This window comes from Collibacillus ludicampi (assembly GCF_023705585.1).
GTDB classification, from domain to species: Bacteria; Bacillota; Bacilli; order Tumebacillales; family BOQE01; genus Collibacillus; species Collibacillus ludicampi.
The window spans coordinates 3,361,014-3,386,700 of the sequence record NZ_BOQE01000001.1 but is presented as its reverse complement, the minus strand read 5'-3'; the positions used below and the strand labels follow the sequence as shown (position 1 = coordinate 3,386,700).

29 protein-coding genes are annotated in these 25,687 nt (G+C 47.7%); all 29 read right to left on the bottom strand.

All coding sequences use genetic code 11. From position 1 onward, the window contains the following. Positions 1-9: 9 nt before the first annotated feature. Positions 10-279, bottom strand: coding sequence for a flagellar biosynthesis protein FliQ (fliQ, locus tag DNHGIG_RS17235; RefSeq protein ID WP_282200750.1), 270 nt, complete (start codon positions 277-279; stop codon positions 10-12). A gap of 32 nt (positions 280-311) precedes the next feature. Continuing rightward, positions 312-1,079, bottom strand: coding sequence for a flagellar type III secretion system pore protein FliP (fliP, locus tag DNHGIG_RS17230; RefSeq protein WP_282200749.1), 768 nt, complete (start codon positions 1,077-1,079; stop codon positions 312-314). Then, entirely contained in the window at positions 1,076-1,660 is a 585-nt protein-coding gene (locus DNHGIG_RS17225; RefSeq protein ID WP_282200748.1) for a flagellar biosynthetic protein FliO, read from the bottom strand. Before DNHGIG_RS17225 ends, fliP begins: the two co-directional genes overlap by 4 nt. Before the next feature lie 14 nt (positions 1,661-1,674). Further along, positions 1,675-2,037, bottom strand: a complete 363-nt coding sequence (locus DNHGIG_RS17220) for a response regulator (RefSeq protein WP_282200747.1) — start codon at positions 2,035-2,037, stop codon at positions 1,675-1,677. A gap of 14 nt (positions 2,038-2,051) precedes the next feature. Further along, complete coding sequence (gene fliY / locus DNHGIG_RS17215) at positions 2,052-3,287, bottom strand: flagellar motor switch phosphatase FliY (RefSeq protein ID WP_282200746.1); 1,236 nt, start codon at positions 3,285-3,287, stop codon at positions 2,052-2,054. Continuing rightward, entirely contained in the window at positions 3,280-4,275 is a 996-nt protein-coding gene (fliM, locus tag DNHGIG_RS17210; RefSeq protein WP_282200745.1) for a flagellar motor switch protein FliM, read from the bottom strand. The genes fliY and fliM overlap by 8 nt, the downstream gene beginning before the upstream one ends. A 34-nt stretch (positions 4,276-4,309) precedes the next feature. Then, entirely contained in the window at positions 4,310-4,747 is a 438-nt protein-coding gene (locus tag DNHGIG_RS17205; protein WP_282200744.1) for a flagellar basal body-associated FliL family protein, read from the bottom strand. A gap of 2 nt (positions 4,748-4,749) precedes the next feature. Then, entirely contained in the window at positions 4,750-4,965 is a 216-nt protein-coding gene (locus tag DNHGIG_RS17200; protein WP_282200743.1) for a flagellar FlbD family protein, read from the bottom strand. A gap of 113 nt (positions 4,966-5,078) precedes the next feature. Continuing rightward, positions 5,079-5,879: a flagellar basal body rod protein FlgG gene (flgG, locus tag DNHGIG_RS17195; protein WP_282200742.1), complete on the bottom strand. Its 801-nt coding sequence runs from the start codon at positions 5,877-5,879 to the stop codon at positions 5,079-5,081. 76 nt (positions 5,880-5,955) lie between these two features. Then, positions 5,956-6,375: a flagellar hook capping FlgD N-terminal domain-containing protein gene (locus tag DNHGIG_RS17190; protein ID WP_282200741.1), complete on the bottom strand. Its 420-nt coding sequence runs from the start codon at positions 6,373-6,375 to the stop codon at positions 5,956-5,958. 15 nt (positions 6,376-6,390) lie between these two features. Beyond that, entirely contained in the window at positions 6,391-7,722 is a 1,332-nt protein-coding gene (locus tag DNHGIG_RS17185; protein WP_282200740.1) for a flagellar hook-length control protein FliK, read from the bottom strand. Positions 7,723-7,766: 44 nt separating this feature from the next. After that, positions 7,767-8,333, bottom strand: coding sequence for a MotE family protein (locus DNHGIG_RS17180; protein WP_282200739.1), 567 nt, complete (start codon positions 8,331-8,333; stop codon positions 7,767-7,769). 4 nt (positions 8,334-8,337) lie between these two features. Beyond that, positions 8,338-8,790 carry a flagellar export protein FliJ gene (locus tag DNHGIG_RS17175; RefSeq protein ID WP_282200738.1) on the bottom strand — a complete coding sequence of 151 codons (453 nt, stop codon included), beginning with the start codon at positions 8,788-8,790 and terminating at the stop codon, positions 8,338-8,340. Continuing rightward, a complete protein-coding gene (gene fliI, locus DNHGIG_RS17170; RefSeq protein WP_282201465.1) occupies positions 8,787-10,106 on the bottom strand; it encodes a flagellar protein export ATPase FliI in 1,320 nt (439 codons plus the stop codon). The genes DNHGIG_RS17175 and fliI overlap by 4 nt, the downstream gene beginning before the upstream one ends. Further along, positions 10,048-10,869: a flagellar assembly protein FliH gene (gene fliH / locus DNHGIG_RS17165; RefSeq protein ID WP_282201464.1), complete on the bottom strand. Its 822-nt coding sequence runs from the start codon at positions 10,867-10,869 to the stop codon at positions 10,048-10,050. Before fliH ends, fliI begins: the two co-directional genes overlap by 59 nt. 1 nt (position 10,870) lies before the next feature. Continuing rightward, positions 10,871-11,881: a flagellar motor switch protein FliG gene (fliG, locus tag DNHGIG_RS17160; RefSeq protein WP_282200737.1), complete on the bottom strand. Its 1,011-nt coding sequence runs from the start codon at positions 11,879-11,881 to the stop codon at positions 10,871-10,873. Positions 11,882-11,893: 12 nt separating this feature from the next. Next, a complete protein-coding gene (fliF, locus tag DNHGIG_RS17155) occupies positions 11,894-13,420 on the bottom strand; it encodes a flagellar basal-body MS-ring/collar protein FliF (RefSeq protein WP_282200736.1) in 1,527 nt (508 codons plus the stop codon). Between the two features lie 30 nt (positions 13,421-13,450). Continuing rightward, entirely contained in the window at positions 13,451-13,765 is a 315-nt protein-coding gene (gene fliE, locus DNHGIG_RS17150) for a flagellar hook-basal body complex protein FliE (protein ID WP_282200735.1), read from the bottom strand. A 150-nt stretch (positions 13,766-13,915) separates the two neighbouring features. After that, on the bottom strand, positions 13,916-14,389 hold the full coding sequence (gene flgC / locus DNHGIG_RS17145) for a flagellar basal body rod protein FlgC (protein ID WP_282200734.1): 474 nt from the start codon (positions 14,387-14,389) through the stop codon (positions 13,916-13,918). 2 nt (positions 14,390-14,391) lie between these two features. Next, positions 14,392-14,808 (bottom strand): flagellar basal body rod protein FlgB, encoded by a 417-nt coding sequence (gene flgB / locus DNHGIG_RS17140; protein ID WP_282200733.1) that lies wholly within the window; start codon positions 14,806-14,808, stop codon positions 14,392-14,394. 220 nt (positions 14,809-15,028) lie between these two features. After that, the gene (gene hslU, locus DNHGIG_RS17135) at positions 15,029-16,420 is read right to left on the bottom strand and encodes an ATP-dependent protease ATPase subunit HslU (protein ID WP_282200732.1); all 1,392 of its coding nucleotides are present in this window, start codon (positions 16,418-16,420) and stop codon (positions 15,029-15,031) included. Positions 16,421-16,431: 11 nt separating this feature from the next. Continuing rightward, on the bottom strand, positions 16,432-16,974 hold the full coding sequence (gene hslV, locus DNHGIG_RS17130; protein WP_282200731.1) for an ATP-dependent protease subunit HslV: 543 nt from the start codon (positions 16,972-16,974) through the stop codon (positions 16,432-16,434). A 16-nt stretch (positions 16,975-16,990) separates the two neighbouring features. After that, positions 16,991-17,908 (bottom strand): tyrosine recombinase XerC, encoded by a 918-nt coding sequence (gene xerC / locus DNHGIG_RS17125; protein ID WP_282200730.1) that lies wholly within the window; start codon positions 17,906-17,908, stop codon positions 16,991-16,993. 54 nt (positions 17,909-17,962) lie between these two features. Beyond that, on the bottom strand, positions 17,963-19,273 hold the full coding sequence (gene trmFO / locus DNHGIG_RS17120) for an FADH(2)-oxidizing methylenetetrahydrofolate--tRNA-(uracil(54)-C(5))-methyltransferase TrmFO (RefSeq protein ID WP_439647753.1): 1,311 nt from the start codon (positions 19,271-19,273) through the stop codon (positions 17,963-17,965). Between the two features lie 48 nt (positions 19,274-19,321). Beyond that, complete coding sequence (gene topA / locus DNHGIG_RS17115; protein WP_282200729.1) at positions 19,322-21,415, bottom strand: type I DNA topoisomerase; 2,094 nt, start codon at positions 21,413-21,415, stop codon at positions 19,322-19,324. Positions 21,416-21,539: 124 nt separating this feature from the next. Beyond that, positions 21,540-22,628 carry a DNA-processing protein DprA gene (dprA, locus tag DNHGIG_RS17110; RefSeq protein ID WP_282200728.1) on the bottom strand — a complete coding sequence of 363 codons (1,089 nt, stop codon included), beginning with the start codon at positions 22,626-22,628 and terminating at the stop codon, positions 21,540-21,542. Positions 22,629-22,793: 165 nt separating this feature from the next. Then, complete coding sequence (locus DNHGIG_RS17105) at positions 22,794-22,946, bottom strand: hypothetical protein (protein ID WP_282200727.1); 153 nt, start codon at positions 22,944-22,946, stop codon at positions 22,794-22,796. Positions 22,947-23,263: 317 nt separating this feature from the next. Further along, positions 23,264-24,169, bottom strand: coding sequence for a succinate--CoA ligase subunit alpha (gene sucD / locus DNHGIG_RS17100; RefSeq protein WP_282200726.1), 906 nt, complete (start codon positions 24,167-24,169; stop codon positions 23,264-23,266). 24 nt (positions 24,170-24,193) lie between these two features. Further along, a complete protein-coding gene (gene sucC, locus DNHGIG_RS17095; protein WP_282200725.1) occupies positions 24,194-25,351 on the bottom strand; it encodes an ADP-forming succinate--CoA ligase subunit beta in 1,158 nt (385 codons plus the stop codon). Positions 25,352-25,687: the final 336 nt, after the last annotated feature.

The window sequence follows — 25,687 nt, the reverse complement described above, 5'->3', positions numbered from 1 at the left end:
ACTCTACACTCACTTTACAAACGAAGACAGATCACCGAGGATTCTGCGTGCAAATTCGAGGACTACGGTGAGCATCCAAGGCCCGAAGAAGATGAGTGCCACGATGACAGCCAGAATCTTCGGGATGAAGGCGAGAGACTGTTCCTGAATTTGCGTCGCCGCTTGAAAAATGCTGACAAGCAGTCCAACCACCAGTCCCAATGCAAGGATCGGCCCGCATACTTTCAATGCGACCCATATCGCCTGCTCGCCCAATTGAATGACAAACTCTTCACTCATTGCCTTTACACCTGCCTTTCCTCACCGCACGCTTACTGATATCCCTGCAACAACGATTTGACGACGAGATACCATCCGTCCACCATCACGAACAAAAGGATTTTAAAAGGCAATGAGATCGTAACGGGCGGTAAAAACATCATTCCCATCGACATCAGTGTTGTGGTCACAACCAGATCGATGATAAGAAAGGGAATGAAGAGCATAAAACCGATTTGAAACGCCGTCTTCAATTCACTGATCGCATAAGCAGGTACGAGAGTGGATAAAGGAATCTCTTCAACCGACTTTGGCATCGGTTGCTTTCGGTAATCAAGAAACAGGCGCAAATCTTGTTCTCGCGTCTGCTTGGCCATAAAGTGTTTAAAGGGAATGGCCGCTTTCTGCATCGCTTCCGTCTGGCTGATCTGACCGGCCAAGTACGGCTGAAGCGCCTGCTGATTCACTTGTGATAAAGTGGGTGACATGACAAACAAAGTCATAAACAAGGCCAGGCCGATCAACACTTGATTCGGCGGAATCTGTTGTGTCGATAACGCATTCCGAACAAAGGAAAGTACAACGATGATACGCGTAAAACAGGTCATCATGATGAGAATGGCAGGAGCGAGTGTCAAAACGGTCAACAAGAGCAAAATTTGCAGGCTGGCTGCCACATCTTGCGGATTGCTCGATGTTTGGATCCCCACATTGACACCGGGAACGCCGATGACCGTATTCCCTTCTGCAAACGAATGGAAGGGGATGAGTAACGCTATCCAAAAACAAACGACGGGTATGAACAATTTTACAGATTTCATCGGTTTTCCTCATCCCAACGTTCTATGTTCTGCCGTTGTCGCTTCAATTCTTCCAGTTTCTTGCGCAACATGACATCAAATGGCTGGCCGTCCTTCCGAAACATCCTTTGAGCAGTCTTCTCCGGAATCAGTTGTTTCCACTGTTCTACTTTCTCTGGCTGGTCGACCACCTGAAGGAGAGTCACATCATCTCCGACCCCCAAAATGAGGATGCGATCTTCCATGGCAACCACGTGGATGCTGCGATTGGAAGTCAACGGATGAATGCCGATCGTTCTCATTCCAAGCGCTTGCATGTGTCCTCTGCGCGAGGAAAGAAAACGGATCAACAAATAGATGACTCCGATGAGAACGATCATGACGACGATCAATTGAATGAAGGACCACAGGAAAGAAGGGCCTTGTCCATTTCGGCCCGTTGCATTCTCATTCTGTTGCTTTTGTATCCCCTGGGTTTCATGTGTTTTTATTGCATCTTCTACGCTTCCCTCAACCGCATGTACCCGGAAAGGAGGCTGCACAACCAATAAAAACAAGATGGCCATGAGAATGATGCCTATTCGTTTCCTCAATTTCAACATAGCCTTACCGCTCATTACCCAAGGATTTTTTTGATCGCTTCGATGACCCGTTCAGCTTGAAACGGCTTGACGATGAAGTCTTTCGCTCCGGCCTGAATCGCGTCGATCACCATCGCCTGCTGTCCCATCGCGGAACACATGATCACATTCGCATTCGGATCAAATGCACGAATTTGCTTTAAAGCATTGACCCCATCCATCTCCGGCATGGTAATATCCATCGTTACAAGATCTGGACGCAATTCTTTGTACTTTTCTACCGCTTGAGCGCCGTCCTGGGCTTCGCCGACGACCTCGTACCCGTTTTTCGTGAGGATTTCTTTGATCATCATTCTCATGAAAGCAGCATCATCAACAATCAAAATTCTTTTTGCCATATGACCATCTCCTCTCAGTTGTTCAGTTTCTGCACGCGCTCAAAGGGACTGATGATATCCGTTACGCGGACGCCAAAATTCTCGTCAATGACGACGACTTCACCTTTGGCGATCAACTTTTGATTGACAAGAATATCGACCGGTTCGCCGGCGACTTTTTCGAGCTCAAGAATGGAACCTGGTGCCAGCTGCAAAATATCGCGGATCTGTTTTTTTGTCCTTCCCAATTCAACCGTTACGCTCAATGGAATATCGAGCAATAAATCCAAATTGCCCGCTCCCGTATCCGGCTGTTCTTGATGATCGAATGCCGCAAACTGTACTGGCTGTACGCGAACAGCATTTACGCTTTGCGAAGATACTTTTGGCTCATGGATAGATCCTGAATACGCTTGTGTCGCTGGAGTTCCTTTTACATTCTGGTTCGCGGATTGAGCCACAAACGAAGTTGACGGACTTGACACCGTTTCGACGTGGACAGCCTGAGCGGCGTTTGACAACGTCGCTTCGGAAGCGACCGCCACCTGTTCTTCCACCTTTGCAATCTGGCTAGCCGCGTCACTCGTTTCCACCATGCTTCCCATGTTCAATTTCGCGAGCATGGTACGCGCGAAAGAGATCGGAATCAGCTGCATGATACTCGAATCGATGAGACTGCCGACAATCAAGCGGAACGATACTTTCACAAGAATATCCTCATCGGAAAACAAGTCGGAAGCTTGCGGATTTGCAAAGTCTACGATATCTACGCGAGGCGGCGTAATATTTACAAACATATCAAAAACTGTTGACATCGAAGTAGAAGCGGAGCCCATCATTTGGTTCATCGCTTCCGCCACAGCGCTTAAATGCAGTTCGTTCAGTTCCGCGTCGTCGTCGACAGTACCATCGCCTCCCATCATCAGATCGGCAATGATTTTCGCATCCCGTGTCCGTATCACCAACACATTCGCTCCGACGAATCCGTCCGTATACTCGACCTTAATGGCAACATGCGGCAAAGGAAAATCTGCGTGTAGTGATTGTTTGCTCACGACACTGACCGTTGGCGTGGTAATCTCCACTTTCTGCCGCAAAAGAGTAGAGAGAGCGGTAGCAGCCGTCCCGAATGATATATTTCCAATCTCGCCGAGAGCATCCTGCTCCAATTCATTTAAATAATCCTCGGTGTGCAAGAGGTCGGCTTTCATTTGCGTCTGTTTGAGGAGAGCATCGATTTCCTGTTGTGACAAGATGTCGTTCTCATTCACTCACGTTATCCCCTTCCTCTACAATCTTGGCAATCTGCACAGCGATTCTTCCTTTATATGTACCAGGCTGACCTAAAAATTTCACTCGTCCTCCTACTTTCACTTGAATCTTTGTTCCCACGCTCTGATCCAATGTAATTACATCACCGACGGCAAGGCCGAGCAATTCTCCCACGGTAATGGTGGATGTTCCTAATTCGGCGATGATGGGAACGGGGGCACGGGCAACATTTGACCGCAATGAGCGTACCTGATTCATGTCGATTTCTGAACGTTTTGTATCCAGCCAGTAATGGGCAGAGAGTTTCGGCATGATCGGTTCGAGAACGACATGCGGCATACAGATATTGATCATCCCACTCGTATCACCGATTTTCATCGATAAAGAAACGACGGCCACGGTTTCATTGGGTGTAACGATCTGCAAGAACTGGGGATTTACCTCCAACTGTTCCATTTCCAGTACGATCTCCGCTATGCCTTTCCACGCTTCTTGGAAACTGGGGAGGCACCCTGAAAAAACCCTCTCCAAAATGGTGCTTTCAATTTCCGTCAAGGCCCTCGCTTCACTCGTTCCAGTACCCGTTCCCCCCAACAACCGTTCCAACATGGCATATGCGATATTGGGGTTAAATTCCATAATAAACTTTCCATCGAGCGGATGAACATGAAGGACATTCAAAATCGTCATTTTCGGTATCGAGCGGATAAACTCTTCATAAGGCAGTTGTTCGACAGAGATCACTTGAATCTGCACGAATGTCCGCAGTTGCCCCGAGAAGTAAGTTGTCAACGAACGGGAAAAATTCTCAAAGATTCGCGAGAGACTACGGATCTGATCTTTGGAAAAACGCATCGCTCGTTTAAAATCATACGTTTTGACCCTTTTCTCTTCATCGTCCCTGCGAATCTCCTCAGGGCTAACTTCTCCCGATTTTAACGCGGATAATAATGCATCGATTTCGCTCTGCGACAAGATATCCGACATGGCGTTCACCTCCTCTCTTCCATTTGTGCGACCGTTATTGAACGACAATTTCCGTGATGTATACGTCTATGACTCTCCCTTTTGTCATGAATTTGTTCACACTGTTCATAATCTCTTTTTTCAACTTATCATGACCATCCGGCTTATCGAGATCCACCTTTGTCGTCGTATGTAAGATTTCATTGACCGTATCCTTCACCTGAACTTTTCGTTGTTCCAATTCATCCCGGGCATCTTTGCTATCGGCTTGTAGCGTAAGCCCGATCTGCACAAAACTGGCCCCCTGTAAATTAGTGGTGATTTTATCCATTGTATATTGGGTGGCGGCCATATCTTTCGCCGACATGGCAGTGGCTTGGTTTGCATTGGCCGATTTGTTTAAATACGTAAATGAAAGCAATGCGATCCCAACCAATAAAATGAATGCAATCGTGACAATCAAGGTTAGACGAAATGGTTTATTCTTCAACACCCCTACCCCTCCATTAGTTGTTTCGCTTGAATCGCCACAAGCCCCACCTTTCTGTGATACGTTTCGATCCGTTCGAGTATCACTTCGACCGGTTCCTTCACGACCAGTTTCTTTCCGTTGACCAACGTGATCAAAGTATCCGGAGTGGCTTCCACACTTTCGACGAGAACAGCGTTGATGAAAAATTCACTCCCGTTAAAACGAGTGACCGGGATCATGCGAAATTGCAGACCTCCCTGTAAGGCTGGCAGGCTCAAGCGAACCAGGCTCGAACCTGCCATCAAAGTCTTAGCTTAAGCGGATGTATCCGTGTTATTACGCGAAAATCTCATTAGCTTCTCTTCAGATTGACAAGCTCTTGTAGGATATCATCCGACGTCGTGATAATCCGCGAGTTTGCCTGGAAGCCGCGTTGGGCCACGATCATTTCCGTAAATTCATTCGCCAAATCGACGTTGGACATTTCGAGTGCACCTGAAACAATCGTACCTTGTCCCGCTGCTCCTCCAGGGTTACCAACCTGCGCAGTTCCGGAGTTATTACTTTGTTGATACATACTATCACCTACCTTCTCTAAACCCGCGGGATTAGAAAAAGTGGCTAGTTGAATGGTATCGATTGTTGTTGGTGTTGAATTACCGTTACTGATGTAACTGACTGTACCGTCGTTTCCAATAGAAAACGAAGTTGCATTTGCAGGTATCTGAATTTTTCCACCCGCACCTTGTACGTACATACCGTTTGAAGCGACTAAGTAACCATTCTTATCAATTTGAAAATTACCAGATCTTGTATAATAAGTATTATTAGCCGAATCTTTCAATATAAAAAATCCATTGCCTTGAATGGCAAGATCAGTTGGATTTGATGTAGATTGAATACTTCCGTCGGTAAAGATTGTATCGATGCTAGAAATCTTGCTACCCAATCCGACTTGTTTGGGGTTTATTCCTCCTAAATTTGCTGAAGGTGCGGATGCACCTGAAATTGTTTGACTTAATAAATCTGAAAACATTACCCTTCCAGCTTTAAAACCAGGTGTATTTACATTCGCAATATTGTTACCGATGACATCTAATTTTGTTTGAAAACCCCGCATTCCTGAAATAGCGGAATACATTGCACGTAACATAATTTAGCCCCTCTCTTTCATTTTTAATATTGAATTTTATTTTAGTGATACTTCATAGACCGCTTTTTTCTTACGACTATGCCCGATCCACCGACTCGATCTGTGACAAATCAAACAATTGATTGTTGATTGAGACTTTTGCAATACCATCAACCACTTGGAGCCCCGTCACAGTGCCCTCAATCGTCTGACCATTCGCATCGGACACTTTCACCTGAGTGCCGATCAGTTGAAAAGCTGTAGACAAACTGTTCGTCTTTTGCACTTGCCCCATTTCGTTAGCCACGTTATTCATCTGTTCAAGTGCACTGAACTGGGCCAGTTGCGAAATAAATTGCGTATTATCAGTAGGTTGAAGAGGATCCTGTGTCTGTAATTGCGTTACTAGCAGTTTGAGAAACGCATCTTTGTCTAGATCTTTCTTCGGCGCAGTTGATGTCGAAGATGAACTTGTTGATTGCGATTGCGACACAGGAGACCATGTGATATTACTCATGCAGCAAACAACTCCTTATGCGATATAATCGATTCCCGAATCCCTAGAATTGGAAACATTTGTGATGTTTGACGCCACCATCGTTTCATACTCGGCTCCTTCTATTGCGTAGGAACGGCGTTGCACTCTTCCAGACAAAGAATCTCCCCGTTCCCGTTGTCCCCTTTGCTGAAACATGCCGCTGTCAGTCCCTAGGTGAAATTGTGAAGAAGGAACGACTTTCACTTCATTCACGGGCAAACCTTGCTGCTCCAGTTGAGCACGCATTGCAAGCAAGTGTGTATCCAACAAGTGTTTCGCAGCCGGTGAATCGGCGGACAGGAGCAATGTAAGTTGGGAATCTGCATTCTTTGTGACCTGAACATGAATCTCTCCCAAGCCTTGCGGAATGAGCGTAACCTTATAAGTACTGATGCCGTCCTTTTGTATGAGTTCCGCCCGTTTGATCAGATGGATCGAAAAGTCTGTGTCGAAACGGGAAGCGTTCACTGGATAGATTTCCATCTTGGAGTTGTCCATTTTGCTGAACGGCCCATTCTCCACATGACCGAAAAGGATCCCCTCCGGGATGTTACGCGCTTGAATCGGTGATTCGCTCTTGCGCATGTTCTGATCCGGCAAGTCATTTCCTACTAAAGAAACAGACCGCGAATCATTCACCGCTTGTATCTTCTCAAATTTTATTGAAACGCTTTGATTCGTACTCGTAACTTCCCCAGGCTGAAATACAGTCTCTTGAACGAGTGGCTGGGAGACAAACACTGGCACTCTCTTGCTGAGTTGGGCTGTCGGCAGAGACGGGTTAGCAATATGCGTGTTTAGTTGATCTTTCTCATCCTTTACTCCCTCTTGTATCCAGATTCGCAAAAGCTCCTGCAACTTCTTGTCGTCCATTTCCTGTGGGATACCTTCGCGCATCTGGAAAGATTGCAAAACAGTTTTCGCGTCAACGGTCAGATTTTGACCATTCCTATCGTAATTGTTTAGTAGACGAAATAAATCTCGCTTCTGCGTCTCCGTCAGGTTGTTTACAAGATTCAACATGGAAGCAAAGACAGGATGATCATTCACTTTTGAAGGAGGGAGAGAAGTTTCCGCCTCACCCGTTGCATGAGGGAGCGGCAAGTCCTGCTTCTGAACTATGTTTGCGAATGATGCAAGCAAGTTTAACAACTCCGACAGCATGGGATCTGATGGTTGCTCGCTTCCACTTGTTTTTCGCGTCTTTGGAAAGGGAATCGTTTGCAAAATCGATGCGAATGACGAATAATCATTCGCTTCGCCATCGGAAACGCCTTGAAATAAGGTATGATTCTGTGCAAAAATCATCTGTACATTTCCAACCATCCTGTTCACCTCCTTTCATGTTGCTGTTTGCAGTCCCAAAAAGATTATTGCGATACGAGTTGCAGAACTTTCTTGGGATCCATCTTTTCCAAGATCGCCGCTTTCGCGTCTGTAGAAAGATGATTCAAAATGTTCCTGGCCTGTTCATTGGGCATCGCTTCAAGGATCGCCGCCGCTTTGCCCGGGGACATGTCCTCATAGAGCGCCGCATCGGCTTTTTGTTTATCTTCTTCAGCTTTCTTGTCATCAAGCTGTTTTTGCAATGTAAAAATCTGATTTCTCAATTGACTGATCAACGCGTCCTTCTGCTCTTGACTTTTCAATAGACTGTCGCGAAGTTTCTGTAACTCGCTGACCTGTAGATTCAATTCGTTCATTTGTTTTTCCAACTGGCGAACTTCACTGCTCTGTGTACCGGAATTCGCGTCTTTTGTTGATGACACGGCATTTTTCACCACGGGTATCTGTTTAAAATAGCCTGTCACTTTGTCGGCGATGTTGTAACCGATGAATTGTAAAATCAAGAATGCAAGGATAATCGTAAAAATGAAAGGGAGAATTATGATATAAAGGATCCACTCTGTTTTGCTGTAAGAATTCTCTTTAGCCACTCACTCACCCCCGCTTGAGATGAGAGCGATAGTTTGTAAGCGCAAGATCATCCATAACCTTCTGTTCAAGAAGACGCATGGCAACCGTTTGTTCCTCCTGGCGTTTTTCCAGATAACATTCCCACTTGCGTTCCTCCATGTGGTACGACTTAAGCGTCTCAAATTTCTTTTGTTTCTCTAAGGAAAGTGCATATACTTTAGCTTCCTGTGTCTGAATTTGCTCTGCCAGTCTGTTGAGGTAGGACTCCCATTCAAGGATGCGGGAAACTGGCGCTGTTTCTTTCCAGCACTCATCGATCAACTTGCGGCATCGCTCTCGCTCTTGGCACATTTGTTCAAGCATCGCAAGCGCTTCCGCCTCTTGCTGTTTCAACTCGGCATACTCTGCTTCCACCTGCGTCAATAAACGCTGTTTCAGTTCCGTAATCTTCTTGACGGACTTGAGTGTCATGCTCATAAGGTCAAGCCTCCAAACTGCGAGATGAGGGTTTGAACAGCAGAATCAAAATCCCAACGTTCATTGATTCCTTGCTGTATATACGATTCGATCGCGGGATAATATTCAATCGCTTTATCGATTAACGCGTTGCTTCCACGTTGGTATGCTCCGATATGAATCAAATCTTCCGCTTCTTTATAGATCGCTGATAACCGTTTGACCATATGGGCAGCGTGACGATGATCGGTATCGGCCAATTCATCCATCACACGGCTGACACTCGCCATCACATCGATCGCCGGATAACGCCCCTTGTTTGCCAATGAACGGGAGAGGACGATATGTCCGTCAAGAATCCCGCGAACCGTATCGGCTATCGGCTCGTTCATATCATCTCCGTCTACAAGTACCGTATAGAATCCGGTGATCGTACCTCTCGAATCGGTTCCGGCACGTTCCAACAAGCGAGGCAATAAAGCGAAAACGGAAGGCGTATATCCGCGTGTAGCCGGGGGTTCTCCGACAGCAAGTCCCACTTCGCGTTGCGCCATGGCAAAGCGGGTCACGGAATCCATCATCAGATTAACATTTTTCCCCTGTAAACGAAACCACTCGGCGATCGATGTCGCTACGAGCGCTCCTTTTATACGAACCAGCGGAGGTTGATCAGATGTTGCTACAACCACGACAGAACGAGCGAGTCCTTCTTCCCCCAAGTCCCGTTCAAGAAAATCTCGAACCTCGCGACCGCGTTCCCCAATCAGAGCGATGACATTCACGTCAGCCGACGTATTTCGGGCGATCATTCCGAGCAATGTACTTTTTCCCACACCCGATCCCGCAAAAATCCCAACTCTCTGTCCACGGCCAATCGTAAGCAGTCCGTCAATACATTTGACACCCACACTGAGAGGTTGAGAAATTCTCGGTCGGGTCAAGGGATTCGGAGGCTCGTTCACCGTGGGAAACTCTTCAACATGCATCAGCGGTCCTCGTCCATCAATGGGACGGCCGAGACCGTCGAGAACCCGTCCGAGAAGTTTGTTACCGACAGGTACACGCAACGGATCGCCAGTGGCAATCACTTCGCTACCGGGCGCGATCGAGCCCAATTCGCCGAGCGGCATCAAAAGCAAGCGTTCTTCATCAAAGCCTACGACTTCAGCCATTTTTTTCTCTGCTTGATTCCGTCCTTGAATCAAACAGATATCCCCCACTTTCGCAACTGGGCCGCATGATTCGATCATCAATCCCACCACACGCGTCACAACTCCATTAAGACGCATCGTTTTCGTCCGCTTGATGACATTCTTGTACAGATCCAGTTTGCTCATCATGTATACAAACACCTGCTGCTTCCCGTAAGGCATTCTTGAGCTCATTGAGTTGCGTGTCCAGTCTCGCATCGACCGTTCCTTTTTCCGTGTGAATCACGCACCCTCCCGCTTGCACGTGTAAATCGGGGATAACGATCCATTCAGACGTATGCAAGCATGATTGGTTTATTTGATCTTGTTCCTGTTTGACAAGTGGGTAATCCTCCGGATGAACCCGTATTTCTACTCGCTTAGCGCCCTGTATGTAATTGCAAGCCTCCTTCACGATCGAAAGCACGTACGAGCGATCTTCTTCCCATTTTTTCCGCATAATTTTTTCTGCGATGGAAATCGCCAGTTCGACAATCAATGATTCGGATTGCTGTATGATGTTCTTCCTCTCATCATAGGCCTGTCGGACGATATCGCGAGCCTGAGCCAAAATCGAAGCGTATTCCTTACGTGCATCTTCCCTTCCCGATTGATATCCTTCTTGGTATCCGCGCATTTTCTCATCTTCTATTAATTGGCTTGCGCGTTCCCTCGATTCCTGTACAAGAAGATCACTTTGCTCTTTCGCTTCGGCGACGATACGCGCCGCTTCTTCCTTCGCTTGCAGACGCGTCTTCTCCGCATCCCATAGCGTTTGCTCGATCTTTTGTTGCAGCATTTGCGCTTCCGCTTCTGCCGTATCTTGAACGGACATCCCCGCTTGTATCCTGAGCGGTTCAGGCATAATGACCCGTTCGTCGCAAACGGCTGTGCGATGTACTTTGAGCACTCTAGACAATGATATCGTCTCCTCCACCACGGGATATCACGATTTCTCCGCTATCCTCCAATCGACGGATGATCGATACGATCCGTTGTTGCGCTTCTTCAACATCACGCAGGCGTACAGGACCCATCAGTTCCATATCCTGTTTAAACGTTTCCACCATGCGTTTTGACATGTTGTGAAACACGACTTCACGCACCTCTTCACTGGACACTTTCAATGCGAGAGCCAGATCGCTCGTATCAACTTCGCGAATCACACGCTGAATCGCCCGATTGTCAAGCATAACGATATCTTCGAAGACGAACATCCGCTTCTTGATCTCTTCCGCCAATTCGGGATCCTGTAATCCCAGTGTTTCCAGAATGGTTTTTTCCGTTGTGCGATCCACACCGTTCAAGACTTGAACCAGCGAATCAATACCGCCAACGTTCGAGAATTCATGCACAGCCATTTGTGACAGTTTATTCTCCAAAACACGCTCCACCTGACTGATAATCTCTGGAGACGTCTGATCCATAATGGCGATACGCCTTGCGATATCCGCTTGCATCTCATGCGGCAATGCCGACAGTATCATGGCCGCCTGTTGAGGTTCCAGATACGATAAAACGAGCGCAATCGTCTGCGGATGTTCATTCTGAATAAAGTTCAAAATCTGTTTCGGATCCGCTTTGCGCGCAAAATCGAAAGGACGCACTTGGAGAGAGGCTGTTAAGCGGTTTATGATATCGATCGCTTTTTGGGGACCCAGCGCTTTTTCCAAAATTTCTTTCGCATAATCGATACCGCCTTTAGAAATATACTCCTGCGCAACACAAATCTGGTGAAACTCTTCGATTACCTCTTCCTTCTGTTCAGCTTCGATCTTGCGCACATTTGCAATTTCCAGAGTCAGTTGTTCGATTTCGTCTTCACGTAAATGTTTAAAGATTTTCGCTGACATTTCAGGGCCCAATGATATGAGAAGAATCGCCGCCTTCTGTCTGCCAGACAATTTCTTTGTTCGCGCCAAACCGTATCACCCCTATTCGTCCACCAACCAAGTGCGTAACAATTGAACGAATTCATCCGGCCGTTGTTGTGCAACCTTTTCGATCTGCTTTTTCATCTTCTGATGTTCCGTTTCGATTTCCATTTTCGGAATCCCCGGTGTTTCCTGTACTGATAGATCCAGAACGGGCTCCACCGATGGCTGCTCTTTCTTCCTGCGTGCAAGAGCAATCGCTCCGCCTCCGAGCAACAGTACGCCGACAGCCGCCCCGCCGATGAACCACGGGTTCTGATAAAACGCTTGTTGCTGAAATGGATTCGGCGGTTGATACGTGCTCCATGCTACCGATACATTTGGATTCTTGCCGTTATCGGACGGTCCTGCTGTCACAGTAGCGACGTAGTCCTTGATCGCCGCTTCCGTTTGCGTGTTCGGTTGTCCGTTGACCAGAACGGAAACAGCGTAGCGATTCACTTTGAACGGTTGGCCGATCGTCTCCGTCTGTTTCTTGTTCACTTCGTAATTGGTGGTTTGCGAACGTTTGTCTGACGTGGACGTGTTTTGTGATTGTCCTTTGACATTAATATTGGGATCGATTGTTGTCGGTGAGCCACCTACACCGGAAACCCCTTGCGTGCTCTCCTGCGTCTTCTGTTCGGAAACGACGATCCCCCTATCGGAGCCTTGAATCGGGCTGCTGTACGTGGTTTCGTCCGTCTTCGTCTGGTCGAAGGAGATATCTGCATTCACGACCACATCAACGTTTCCAACCCCGACCATCCTCTCGAGTGCGTTGCGCAACCGTTTCGCCATGTCATCTTCCACTTGATGGCGGATCTGCAGCTGCCTGTTGGCTTCTGCCCCCAAGCCGTCTCCATCCGCCGAATCTTCGACGCCATCCATGCGAATGCCTTTCTGGTCAACAACCGTTACGTTCTCCGCTTTCAGCCCTGGAACCGAGTGCGAAACAAGTTGTTGAATCCCCGCTACCTGTTTTGACGTAAAGGACGTGCCTGGCTGTAGTTCCAGCATGACAGACGCCTTGGCATCTTGGGTGGACTGTTCAACGAACAATTTTTTCTCGGGCATCACGATCAAGACTTGAGCATTTTTGACTCCGTCGATGCTCTTGATCGTGTTGGCAATGCTTCCTTGCAACGCGGCCAAATATTTCACATTGAACTCATTTTCCGTTAAGCCGCCCAGATTGCCATTGTTAAAGAGATCGTTATAGCTGATATTCCCCGATTTGGGGAGTCCGTTCATGGCGAGTTGTACACGCGCCTTGTCCGCATACTCTTCCGGCACTTTAATGGTGTTTCCGCTTAATTGATAAGGGATTTTCAGTTCATCCAGCTTTGTGCTCACTTCACCGCTCGTACTGTCGTCCAAATCTTTAAATACCACCACATAATTGGGCCGCAGCGCATACCAGCTCAATACCCCGACAGAGAGGAGAAAGAAAAGAGAGGCAAGCGCAAGATTGCGCTTTTGTCTCGATTCTAGTTGCTGCCAGCGACCTGACAGTTTTTCTAACAACGCTTTGATTTGCTGATTCACATTTTCACCCCGTCATCCTTGCTCCGCCCATTACACTTGCATGCGCATGATTTCCTGGTATGCATCCAAAACTTTATTTCGCACTTGAACCGTCAATTGAAACGCCAGATCGGCTTTCTCGGCCGCTATCATCACGGTGTGAAAGTCAGGCTCCAGACCGGCCGCCATACGTTCAGCCTTATGATTCGCGTCCATTTCCATACGGTTGACTTCATCGAGTGCCCGTCCCAAAACTTCGGAAAAAGAAGGTTGCCCTTGAGAAGATTCTGTGCCAGAAAGAGAAGTAGGGTCTCCGGACGCAAGTGAAGAAACGGGATTCAACGCTGCTGTGACTGGAACAATCATTTTTAACCAAACTCCTTCTTCTCGTTCTTCTCGCGTCTTACTATCAATCTAATAAACTTGGCCGTCCGATTTCATTGTCGCGTTGCCACACCGATCATTCCGCTCCTCGAATCGCGCGACGTTGTCCGATCCACCTATGTAAACAGACGATTAACCTCGACCGATTTCCAATGCTTTCATCGCCATACTTTTCTCCGCATTGATGGCCGTCACGTTTGCTTCATAGCTTCTTGAAGCGGAAATCAAATCGACCATTTCCGTGGCAACATCCACATTGGGATAGCGCACATACCCGTACATCGGACTGTTCGGGTCTTTGATGGCATCGGGATGAGAAGGATCATATACCAATTTATACGGATTCACCTGATCGCTCTCGATGGAGGAAACACGTACTCCTTTCCCGCTGAATTGGTTGATTTCCGTATCAAGGTACGTCGAAAAACTCGTATCGTTTGCGGCGGAAAAAGACACGAGTTGACGCTGATAAGGTACAGAGATTCCATTTACAATTCTTGCTCTCGTGGTATTCGCGTTCGCGATATTGTTCGCGATCACATCCATCCTCAGCCGCTCGGCGGTCAGACCCGATGCACTGATATTCATGCTGTCAAACAAGCCCACGCTCAACGTCTCCCTTCATTAATCGCTGTTCGCAACAAGGAAAACTGATGGTTTAATTGAGTAATCAAAGCATTATACTTGATTTGATTTTGTGCGAGTTGCGTCATTTCTGAATCGATATCAACATTGTTGCCGTTAGAAGAGACGGTCGTACTGGTTTCCTGGATCACCGAAGGACGAAGTTGTTCGATATCTCCTGATCCAATGGGAAGGTGTCGTTCATTCGTTCTTCTGCCTGCCAACGGTCGTTCAGGATCCCCCAAATATGCTTGCAACATCGAGTCGAACGATACATCACTTCTTTTGAAGCCCGGTGTATCAATATTTGCAATATTATTGGCGAGCACTTTTTGCCTCAACTGTGCCGCATCGAGAGAGCGCTCAAGTACAACCAAATCCAGTGTGTTAAATAAATCCATAGATTCCCACCCTTGCCTCGTGCCGAATTGCACTATGTTTATTCGTCATATTTCAGGTAAATCCTTCACAAATCGACAAGAATCAATTATTCGAAATATCACAACAGACATAATCATACGATTTTCGACAAAGGATTGTACAGGAGCTTGAGCGTGAAATTCATGAAAAAAAGGATGTAACACCATGTGCTACATCCTTTCTTTTCATGAAAACTCAAGCTTACAAAATATATTGACTTAAATCCCGGTTTTGTACGATACCCTCCAGTTTTTCCATGACGTATGAAGGGGTAATGGTGATTTTCGAAAGATGCACATCAGGCGCCTCAAATGACAGATCCTCGAGGAGTTTCTCAAGAAGTGTGTGTAGACGGCGTGCACCTATATTCTCCGTTTGCTGGTTGACCTGAGTCGCTAACTCTGCAAGCTTGCGGATCGCTTCCGTCGTAAATTCCACATCAATCCCTTCCGTGGAGAGCAAAGCGGTGTATTGTTTGATCAACGCATTTTTCGGTTCTGTCAGAATCCGCTCAAAATCGTCTGCAGTTAAACTCGTCAACTCTACACGAATCGGAAAACGCCCTTGCAATTCGGGAATCAAGTCGGACGGTTTGGATATATGGAAAGCGCCGGCGGCAATAAACAAAATATGGTCGGTTTTTACCGCGCCGTATTTGGTCATCACTGTCGAGCCTTCAACGATCGGCAAGATGTCTCGCTGTACGCCTTCGCGCGAAACGTCCGGCCCTCCTCTTTCTTTCCCTGCGATCTTATCAATTTCATCAATAAAAATGATTCCCGACTGTTCAGCGCGCACCACCGCTTCCGCAGTCACTTCATCCATGTCGATCAATTTCTGCGCTTCTTCTTGCGTCAACAGTTTACGCGCTTCCCGTACAGGAACTTTCCGCTTCTTATGCCGCTTGGGCATCAGGTTCCCCAGCATCTCTTGAACATTCATGCCCATTTCACCGGGTGCCTGAAAGAGTTCGAAGATCGGCTGCGCAGTATCTTCCACTTCGATTTCGATGATAGTATCTTCCAATTCACCGCGTTCCAGTTTGGCTCGCATTTCCCGTCTCTTCATACGAATCGTATCCGATTCCGTAACATTCTCTTCCGGACGTTGTGTGGAACCTGAGGAAAAAAGCATTTCCAGCGGATTCTTGAAACTTTTCGCGCGATCCGGATCAGGAACGAGGATTTGGACGATGCGCTCTTCCGCCAATTTTCTTGCCTGTGATTCAACCAAAGCCATTTTTTCCGTTTTCACCATGCGAATCGACGTTTCTACCAGATCGCGTATCATCGCTTCCACATCTCGTCCGACATATCCGACTTCCGTAAATTTGGTCGCTTCCACTTTTACGAATGGGGCTCCCACCAATTTGGCCAACCTTCTCGCGATCTCCGTCTTGCCGACACCTGTGGGGCCAATCATCAAAATATTTTTCGGAGTGATTTCCTCGCGCATCTCTTCCGGCAGCAAACTCCGTCTATAGCGGTTGCGTAACGCAATCGCCACCGCTCTTTTCGCCATTTTTTGACCGACTATGTATTTATCCAATTCCGCGACGATCTGTTTTGGCGTAAGCGCTTGTTCCTTTTTCATGAAAACACCCCTTACCGGATTTCCTCGACGATGATATGGTCATTCGTGTACACACAAATTTCAGCCGCGATCTTTAACGCTTGTTCCGCAATCTCTTTGGCTGTTAATGAAGAGTGACGTGCCAACGCCCTTCCGGCTGCCAATGCATAACTTCCTCCCGAACCGATCGCCAGAATATGGTCATCCGGTTCGATGACTTCTCCGTTCCCGGAAATCAACAGAAGGTGGTCTTTGTTCATCACGATTAACATGGCTTCCAGTTGCCTCATGATCCTGTCCGTACGCCATTCTTTTGCCAATTCAACCGCCGCGCGCGGCAGATTTCCGTGAAATTCTTCCAGCTTGGATTCAAATTTCCCAAAAAGTGTAAAAGCATCGGCGACAGAGCCTGCAAAACCTGCAATCACTTCTCCTCGATACAGGCGGCGGACTTTTTTCGCACTGCTCTTCATGATCATACTGTTGCCAAACGTGACCTGACCATCTCCCGCCATAGCCGACTGACCTTTATGGCGAATCGCAAAAATCGTCGTCGCGTGAAACTCTTGTTTCATGGAAACACCTCCAGTATTACGCTCGTGGATGTGTATCTGCATAGACACGAGCCAGGCGTTCTTTCGTCGTGTGTGTATACATTTGCGTGCTTGACAAATTCACGTGCCCCAGCAATTCCTGTACGACGCGCAAATCGGCACCTTCATCCAACATGTGTGTAGCAAACGTATGGCGCAGGACGTGGGGGGAAATCGACAGATGTGCGGCCACCTGCCCAATGTATTTATCAACAATCCTGCGAACCGATCGCGCAGAAAGCCTCCCCCCTCGGTAATTCACGAAGAGAGCAGCGGACGGGTGTGTTTGATCGGGCCGCTTCTCTACGAGTGCAGGACGTGCCCTCTCCAGATACAAGCGTAGTGACTCACAAGCTTTTTTCCCGAGTAGAACATACCTTTCCTTGCTGCCTTTCCCGTATACCAGCGCGGTACCCAAGCGGAGGTCGACATCCCCGAGATTCAAGCCAACGCATTCGCTTACCCTGATACCGGAAGCGTATAATGTTTCCAATAAAGCGCGATCCCTTACGCCGAGCGGTGTATCAAGAGCAGGAGCTTCTACCAAACGCTTTGCCTCTTCAATGTAAAGGAATTTAGGCGTACGGCGTTCTTTTTTTGGTAACGATAAATTGCGCGCGGGATTGGTATCCACATATCCTTCACGCATCAGAAAGACATATAAGGATCGCAAACAGGAGACCTTTCTAGCCAAAGTCGAACGCGAGGCGCTTGCTGCCACCAATGATGAGAGAAATGTCCTTATGAGAAGGTGTGACACTTTTCCCCAGTTGTCAACACCTTCTTTTTTCAAAAAGGCGATAAACTGCTCCAAATCCCCTTTGTAACTATCAATCGTATGAACGGAAGCATGTTTTTCAAATTGCAGGTATTCCAAAAACAATCGATACCCTTGCTCCAGATTCACACGATTCACCTCACTTCATAGCACAATACCATGGTATCATATGCCACTTCATGCAACAATCGTTTAATCCATTTCTGTGAGGAAGCGCTGTAAAGAGGTTAAAGCACGCTCTGAAATCTTTTCATTTTTTATCTTTTTGTCGCGAATCTTTTCTCCGAGAGGCGGTAACAGGCCAAATGTCGCGTTCATCGGTTGAAAATTGTCGGGTGACGTATGTGTGATGTAGTGTGCCAACGAGCCGATCGCCGTATCAACCGGAAAAACGATCGGTTTTCTCTCTGTCACCAGCCGTGCGGCGTTGATTCCCGCGATGATGCCTGCCGCTGCAGACTCCACGTAACCTTCAACCCCGGTGATCTGCCCTGCAAAAAAGAGTGTCTCCCGCGTTTTCAACTGGTAGGTGGGCTTCAAAACACGCGGGGAATTGATATACGTGTTTCGGTGCATAACCCCATAACGGGCAAATTCGGCATTCTCCAGTCCTGGAATCATGCGAAAGACCCGTTTCTGTTCTCCCCACTTCAAATGGGTTTGAAAGCCAACCATGTTATATAATGTGGCTGCCGCATTGTCTTGTCGCAATTGTACGACCGCATAGGGAATCTTGCCTGTTCGCGGATCCGGGAGCCCAACCGGCTTCATCGGGCCGAACAACATCGTCTGTCGTCCCCGTTTGGCCATCACTTCAATCGGCATACAGCCTTCAAAATAGATCTCCTTCTCAAATTCTTTAAGCTCTGCCGTTTCAGCGGTTATCAGCGCTTCATAAAAGCGAGAGAATTCCTCTTCCGTCATCGGGCAATTGATATAAGCGGCTTCACCTTTTCCATAACGGGATGCGATATAGACCTTCTCAAAATCGATCGTCTCTTTCATTACGATCGGAGCGGCCGCATCATAGAAATATAAATATTCTTGTCCGGTAACGTGAGCGATCGCTTGTGAAAGGGATGGAGATGTGAGCGGTCCGGTCGCGATAACAACGATTCCCTCGGTCGGAATCTCTTTCACTTCTTCACGTATAATGCGGACATTGGGATGTTCTTGCAGCCGTCTCGTCACTTCTGCGGAAAAACGTTCGCGATCGACTGCCAGCGCACCGCCGGCGGGAACGGCCGTTTTATCGGCCGCTTGAATAATCAACGAGTCTAGCTTCCTCATCTCTTCTTTTAATAAGCCTACCGCATTCGTCAGGCTGGCACCTCGCAGCGAGTTCGAGCAGACGAGTTCCGCAAAATTTTCCGTATGATGAGCCGGCGTAGAAACAACGGGGCGCATTTCGTAGAGAACGACTGAAATCCCCCTTCGCGCCAACTGCCAAGCCGCCTCAGATCCGGCGAGGCCTGCACCGATCACCGTTACTTGCTGTGTCATACCAATTCTCCTTTGAAAAAATACTTTTCCGAAAAAAGGATGGGCAAACTACTGTTTGCCCTTCTCCTCTTTGTCTATCGTACCGCACGCGGGGTTTACGCAAACAAGGGTTTCCTTTCCTTCGCCCTTGCCTTTTTTGACGACCAATGGATGCGCACATTGAGGACAGGGTTTTCCTGCCGGGCGATCCCACAAGACATAATCACACTCCGGATAATTGACGCAGCCATAAAAGACTTTCCGCTTTTTCCCTCTTCTCTCCACAAGACTGCCTCCGCAACGAGGGCAAGCAACACCGATCTCTTTGAGGATCGGTTTCGTGCTGCGGCATTCAGGAAACCCCGGGCACGCGAGAAACTTGCCAAAACGACCATGTTTATAAATCATTAATCGTCCGCATTTCTCACAAGGGACATCTGAGACTTCTTCCTTGATTTCCACTTGTTCCATCTGATCTTCCGCTACACGCAGATCTCGTTGAAACTCGCTGTAGAATTGATCGAGCATTTTAATCCAATCGACGATACCCTCTTCCACCCCGTCAAGCTCTTTTTCCATATGAGCGGTAAATTCGACATCGATGATTTGGGGAAAAAACTCTTTGAGCATTTTGACAACGATTTCTCCTAATTCTGTCGGGATAAACCGCTTGTCTTCAATGACGACATATCCGCGTTTTTGAATCGTTTCAAGCGTCGGAGCATACGTACTCGGTCTGCCGATGCCCAGTTCCTCCATCGTCCGAACAAGACGTGCTTCCGTGTAGCGCGGCGGCGGTTGGGTAAAATGTTGCTTCGGCACGAGTTCCGGCATGGAGAGGACTTCCCCTTCTTTTAGATCCGGAAGAAATTTTTCCCCCTCGTCTTTTCCTTCATCGTTCCCTTCAATATAGAGGGTCATGAAACCGGGAAATTTAATCTTTGAACCTGTCGCCCGGAAGATCGCTTCATTCGCTTGAATGTCGACTGTCATCGTATCAAGAACGGCAGACGCCATCTGTGATGCGACAAACCGTTCCCAGATCAGTTTATATAAACGGTACTGGTCACGGCTCAAAAATTGTTTGATCGTATCAGGATGTCTGTACACGGATGTCGGGCGTACCGCTTCATGGGCATCCTGCGCACCGCTTTTCGTGGAAAATTCCCGCGTTTTCTCCGGCAAATAGGATGCACCGAATTCCTTTTCGATGTACTCCCGTGCTTCCCGTTGCGCCACTTCGGAGATACGTGTCGAATCTGTTCTCATGTATGTGATGAGACCTACCGAACCTTCGGTGCCGAGATCGATCCCTTCATATAATTGTTGGGCGATTGACATGGTCTTCGCCGCACGGAAATTCAGTTTCCTTGCGGCTTCCTGCTGCAAAGTCGAAGTGGTGAAAGGAGCTGCCGGGTTCCTCCTCCGTTCACTCTGTTTCACGCGAATGACTTGATACTGAGCACCCGCGATCTTTTCCAGAAGCTGATTCACATCTTCCTGGTTCGAGAGATCCGTTTTCTCATCTCCGTAACCATGGAATTTCGCTTCAAACTTTGTCTTATCTTTTTGAAAAAAGGCGGTGACGCTCCAAAATTCTTCGGGAACAAACTTCCTGATTTCCTCTTCTCGGTCGACGATAAGACGAACGGCCACCGATTGAACCCGACCAGCAGACAATCCCTTTTTTACCGATTTCCACAAAAGCGGGGAAATTTGATACCCGACCAACCGATCCAGAATTCGTCTGGCCTGTTGTGCATTTACCAAATCCATATTGATTTGGCGCGGATGTTTGAAAGCGTCTTTCACCGCATCTTTCGTGATCTCGTTGAAAACGACGCGGCACGGTTTCGTCGGATCCAATGCCAATGTATTGGCAAGATGCCATGCGATTGCTTCACCTTCCCGATCCGGGTCGGCAGCAAGATAAACCGCTTTCACTTTCTTGCTCGAATCACGAAGTTCTTTCACAACATTCCCTTTACCCCGGATCGTTATGTACTTTGGAGAGAAGCCGTCTTTGATCTCTACTCCCAGTTGGCTCTTTGGAAGATCGCGAACATGCCCCATCGACGCTTTAACCATGTATTTTTTCCCTAGATATTTAGCAATTGTCTTGGCTTTCGCAGGAGACTCAACGATTACAAGGTAATCAGCCATCGACCCTCTCCTCCTTTCTCTCTGTTCTTACATATGATATACGACCGATCCGCCCGTTTGTCATGTTACTTATAGTAAAGGGTCACACAACCCTTGTCAAACTATACTCCCATTCAAAAGTTGATCATACATCCCCTCGCGTATAGTAGCCACCCGGCAGAGCCCGAATGACACCGGATAGTTCTAAGTGCAAGAGCAGTTTATGCAGTTCGGGGAGAGACAAATTCAGATTGCGATAGAGATGATCCACATGCACGGCCCCATATCCGATCAGATCGATCACAGGATGGCTGAACATGGTCGCTGTTTGTCCGTTTGCTTTTTTCTTATGATCGATCCAACTTTTATATTCTTCGAGTATGTCATCGATGCTTGTGACCATTTTTGCCCCTTGTTTGATCAGTTCATTCGTTCCCTGGCTATTGGGAGAGGTGATGGGCCCCGGAACGGCAAATACGTCTCTTCCTTGATCCAGCGCTTGATCGGCTGTAATCAAGGCGCCACTTTTGCGGCCGGCTTCCACGATGATGACTCCTTTTGACAAACCGGAGATGATCCGGTTCCTCGCCGGGAATTGACCCGCGCGAACATCTGTTTCCGGCGGGTACTCGGATATCAACGCCCCATTTTCGCTGATTCTTTGTGCAAGGCGGTGATTTTCTCTTGGGTAGATTCGTGCACATCCACCGGCCAACACAGCGATTGTCCGACCGTTCGCCTGTAAAGCCGCTTCATGTGCATGACTGTCAATCCCGCGCGCTAGACCGGATATAATCGTCACTCCATAGTGAACAAGTTCGGTTATGAGCTTTCTTGTGACCAACTGTCCATAATTCGTCGTTTTTCGGGAGCCGACTACAGCGAGTGCCTTTTCATCTTGTGGAAGCCATTTGCCTTTCATGTAGAGGATGGGAGGGGGATCATACAAGGAGAGAAGAGGAGTCGGATAATCAGGATCACCGATGACACAGAAGTTAACACCCATCTTTGTCAGGCGCTGTATTTCTTCTTCAAGCGAAAATTCTCTGCGGCTCTCAATGATTGCCTGGGCGATCGCAGAAGTGATTCCTTGGATGTTTAGCAATTCATTTGTTTCAGCATATTTCCACACTGCTTTTGCAGATCCATAGAATTCCCGTAACCTTTTGAGTCGTATGGCGCCAATCCCCGGAACACGGGAAAGCCATAAGATATATCCTTTTTCCTCGTGCATCTCAGTTCCTCCTTATTTGAAAATTAGTGCTTGAGAGTTAGTGCTTGGGTGGGTGTATCGCTTTGCGCTTGGGTTCGATGAAGGTCGTTGCTTTGCGCTCATGCTCCGTGAAGGTCGTCTCGCTTATAATAATAAAGGAATGTTGCGAGACGACCTTCAAAGTCGCTATACGCGCAAAGCATATGCCCCTAATACAGCCAATGGAAGCGGAACGACCTTCAACTCACCTCTGCGCTGCAAAGCGACACGACCCACCCAGATGTCAACCCCATTGCTTGTGGCAGACTGAGCTTCTTTTTCCTCACAAGCAAATTTCATTTGATGGTGCCGCTTGCGGCATGGGGGACTACCTTGAAAACTTTTGGTTTGCTGGGGATTCCTAATTGCGATCGAGGTCAAGAAAAATCGTCGCGCTTATGAAAAAATTACAGATGCAATGACGACTTGCAAGCTTGTTTCCTCGCAGTAAAGAGGTATCCTTATCGAAGAAACTCAAGATTTTGAAAGTGCAGACTGAATGCCATGGCGGATTGCATTAACATGAGCGACATGAGGATCTTTCCATTGTAGGAAGGGGGATTGAGCAATGAGTTGAAAAAAGGAGGCCTTTTCAGGTCTCCTTTTTTGATGCTCACTTACTTCTTGGTAATCACTTGTTCGAGCATTCCACGCTCTTTTAGAAGCTCGACCAATGTGGAACCCATTTCAGATGGGGTCGGTGCTACGCGAATACCGCATTCTTTCATCTTCGCGATCTTTTCAGCTGCTGTACCTTTACCGCCCGAGATGATGGCACCCGCATGTCCCATGCGCTTTCCTTTTGGCGCTGTGGCACCCGCGATAAAACCGACAACAGGTTTTTTCATATTCGCCTTGATCCATTCAGCCGCTTCCTCTTCGGCCGTACCCCCGATTTCACCGATCATGATGACTGCGTCAGTATCGGGGTCATTGTTAAACATTTCAAGTACATCAATAAACTCGGTTCCTTTGACAGGGTCGCCACCGATCCCTACAGCCGTCGATTGTCCGATACCACGTGTGGTCAACTGGTAAACCGCTTCGTATGTAAGCGTTCCCGAGCGGGAAACCACGCCAACGCGACCAGGCATATGGATATATCCCGGCATGATTCCGATCTTGCATTCCCCCGGTGTGATGACACCCGGGCAGTTCGGACCGATCAGGCGCGTCTTTTTCCCTTCCATATAACGTTTCACTTTCACCATATCGAGAACCGGGATGCCCTCTGTGATACAGATGACCAAATCCAATTCCGCGTCAACCGCTTCCATGATCGAGTCAGCGGCAAATGCCGGCGGAACGTAGATGACCGAGACGTTTGCACCCGTTTTTTCTTTCGCTTCTGCAACCGTGTTGAATACGGGGATCCCTTCTACTTCCGTACCGCCTTTACCTGGCGTTACACCAGCGACCATCTTCGTTCCATATTCGATCGCTTGTTTCGTATGGAATAGGCCTGTTGCGCCGGTAATCCCCTGTGTTATGACTTTCGTGTCTTTGTTGATTAAGATACTCATGCTCTCCCTCCTGCTCCTTATCGATTATTTCACAAGATTAACGATCTTCTGTGCAGCGTCAGCCAGAGAATCAGCTGCTACAATGTTCAGCCCCGACTCGTTTAGAATCTTCTTGCCGAGATCCACGTTCGTTCCTTCGAGACGCACGACCAGCGGCTTCTCCAAGCCCACTTCTTTCGCTGCGGCAACAACACCTTCAGCGATAACGTTACATTTCATGATGCCGCCAAAAATATTTACCAGAATTCCTTTAACGTTCGGGTCAGAGAGAATGATCTTGAAAGCAGCAGTTACTTTTTCCGTCGTTGCGCCACCACCTACATCGAGGAAGTTTGCCGGTTCGCCGCCGTAATATTTGATCGTATCCATCGTTGCCATGGCGAGGCCTGCACCGTTGACCATACAACCGATGTTTCCGTCAAGCGCGATGTAAGAGAGATCGTATTTGGACGCTTCGATCTCTTTCGGATCTTCCTCATCGAGGTCACGCAGTTCAAGAACTTCCTTATGACGGAAGAGCGCGTTGGAATCGAAATTCAACTTAGCATCAAGAGCAAGTACATTGCCGTCGCCTGTCACGACAAGCGGGTTGATCTCAGCGATCGAGCAGTCTTTGTCAACGAACGCTTGATATAAGCCCATCATGAACTTAACCGCTTTATTTACCAATTCACTCGGAATGTTGATCGCATAAGCCAATCGACGGGCTTGGAATGGCAATAATCCGACTGCTGGATCGATCACTTCTTTAATGATTTTTTCCGGGGTTTTTGCTGCGACTTCTTCAATCTCCGTACCGCCTTCTTCGGAAGCCATCATAACGACACGGCCGGTTGCGCGGTCGACAACAAGACCGACATAGTATTCTTTTTTAATGTCGGACAACGCTTCGATCAACAAGCGTTTAACGACTTTACCTTCAGGGCCGGTTTGGTGTGTCACAAGTGTTTTGCCTAACAATTCGCTCGCGTATGTACGTACTTCGTCGAGATTTTTTGCAAGCTTAACCCCGCCAGCTTTACCGCGTCCGCCTGCATGAATTTGCGCTTTGACAACGGCTTTCCCGCCTAAGCGCTCGGCAATCGCAACCGCCTCGTCTACGCTGAAAGCTACATCTCCTTCAGGAACCGCGACGCCGTATTGTTTCAATATCTGTTTGCCCTGGTATTCATGAATATTCATGCCTCTTCCTCCTTCTCCAAATTCCTACATGACACAATTCTACATGATTCGTCATAATCCTGCTTTACAAGTTCACATCGCTTTCATTGCGAACTTTGTTGGCACACGGGGGACAGATGTATATCGATTGATTCTTCGACGCTTGTAATTGATCGAGGGCAGTCGGTTCCGGGGAGATGCGCTTCCCACAAATCACACAGTTGAGATTGGGCTCATCGACCATGTCATCAGCTCCTTTATCTTGTCATTCGCATATGACATAGTCTCTCATCCACACGCTTCACTATACGATCTGTCCTTTTAAAGAATAAGACATTTTTTCTCGAATTACAAACA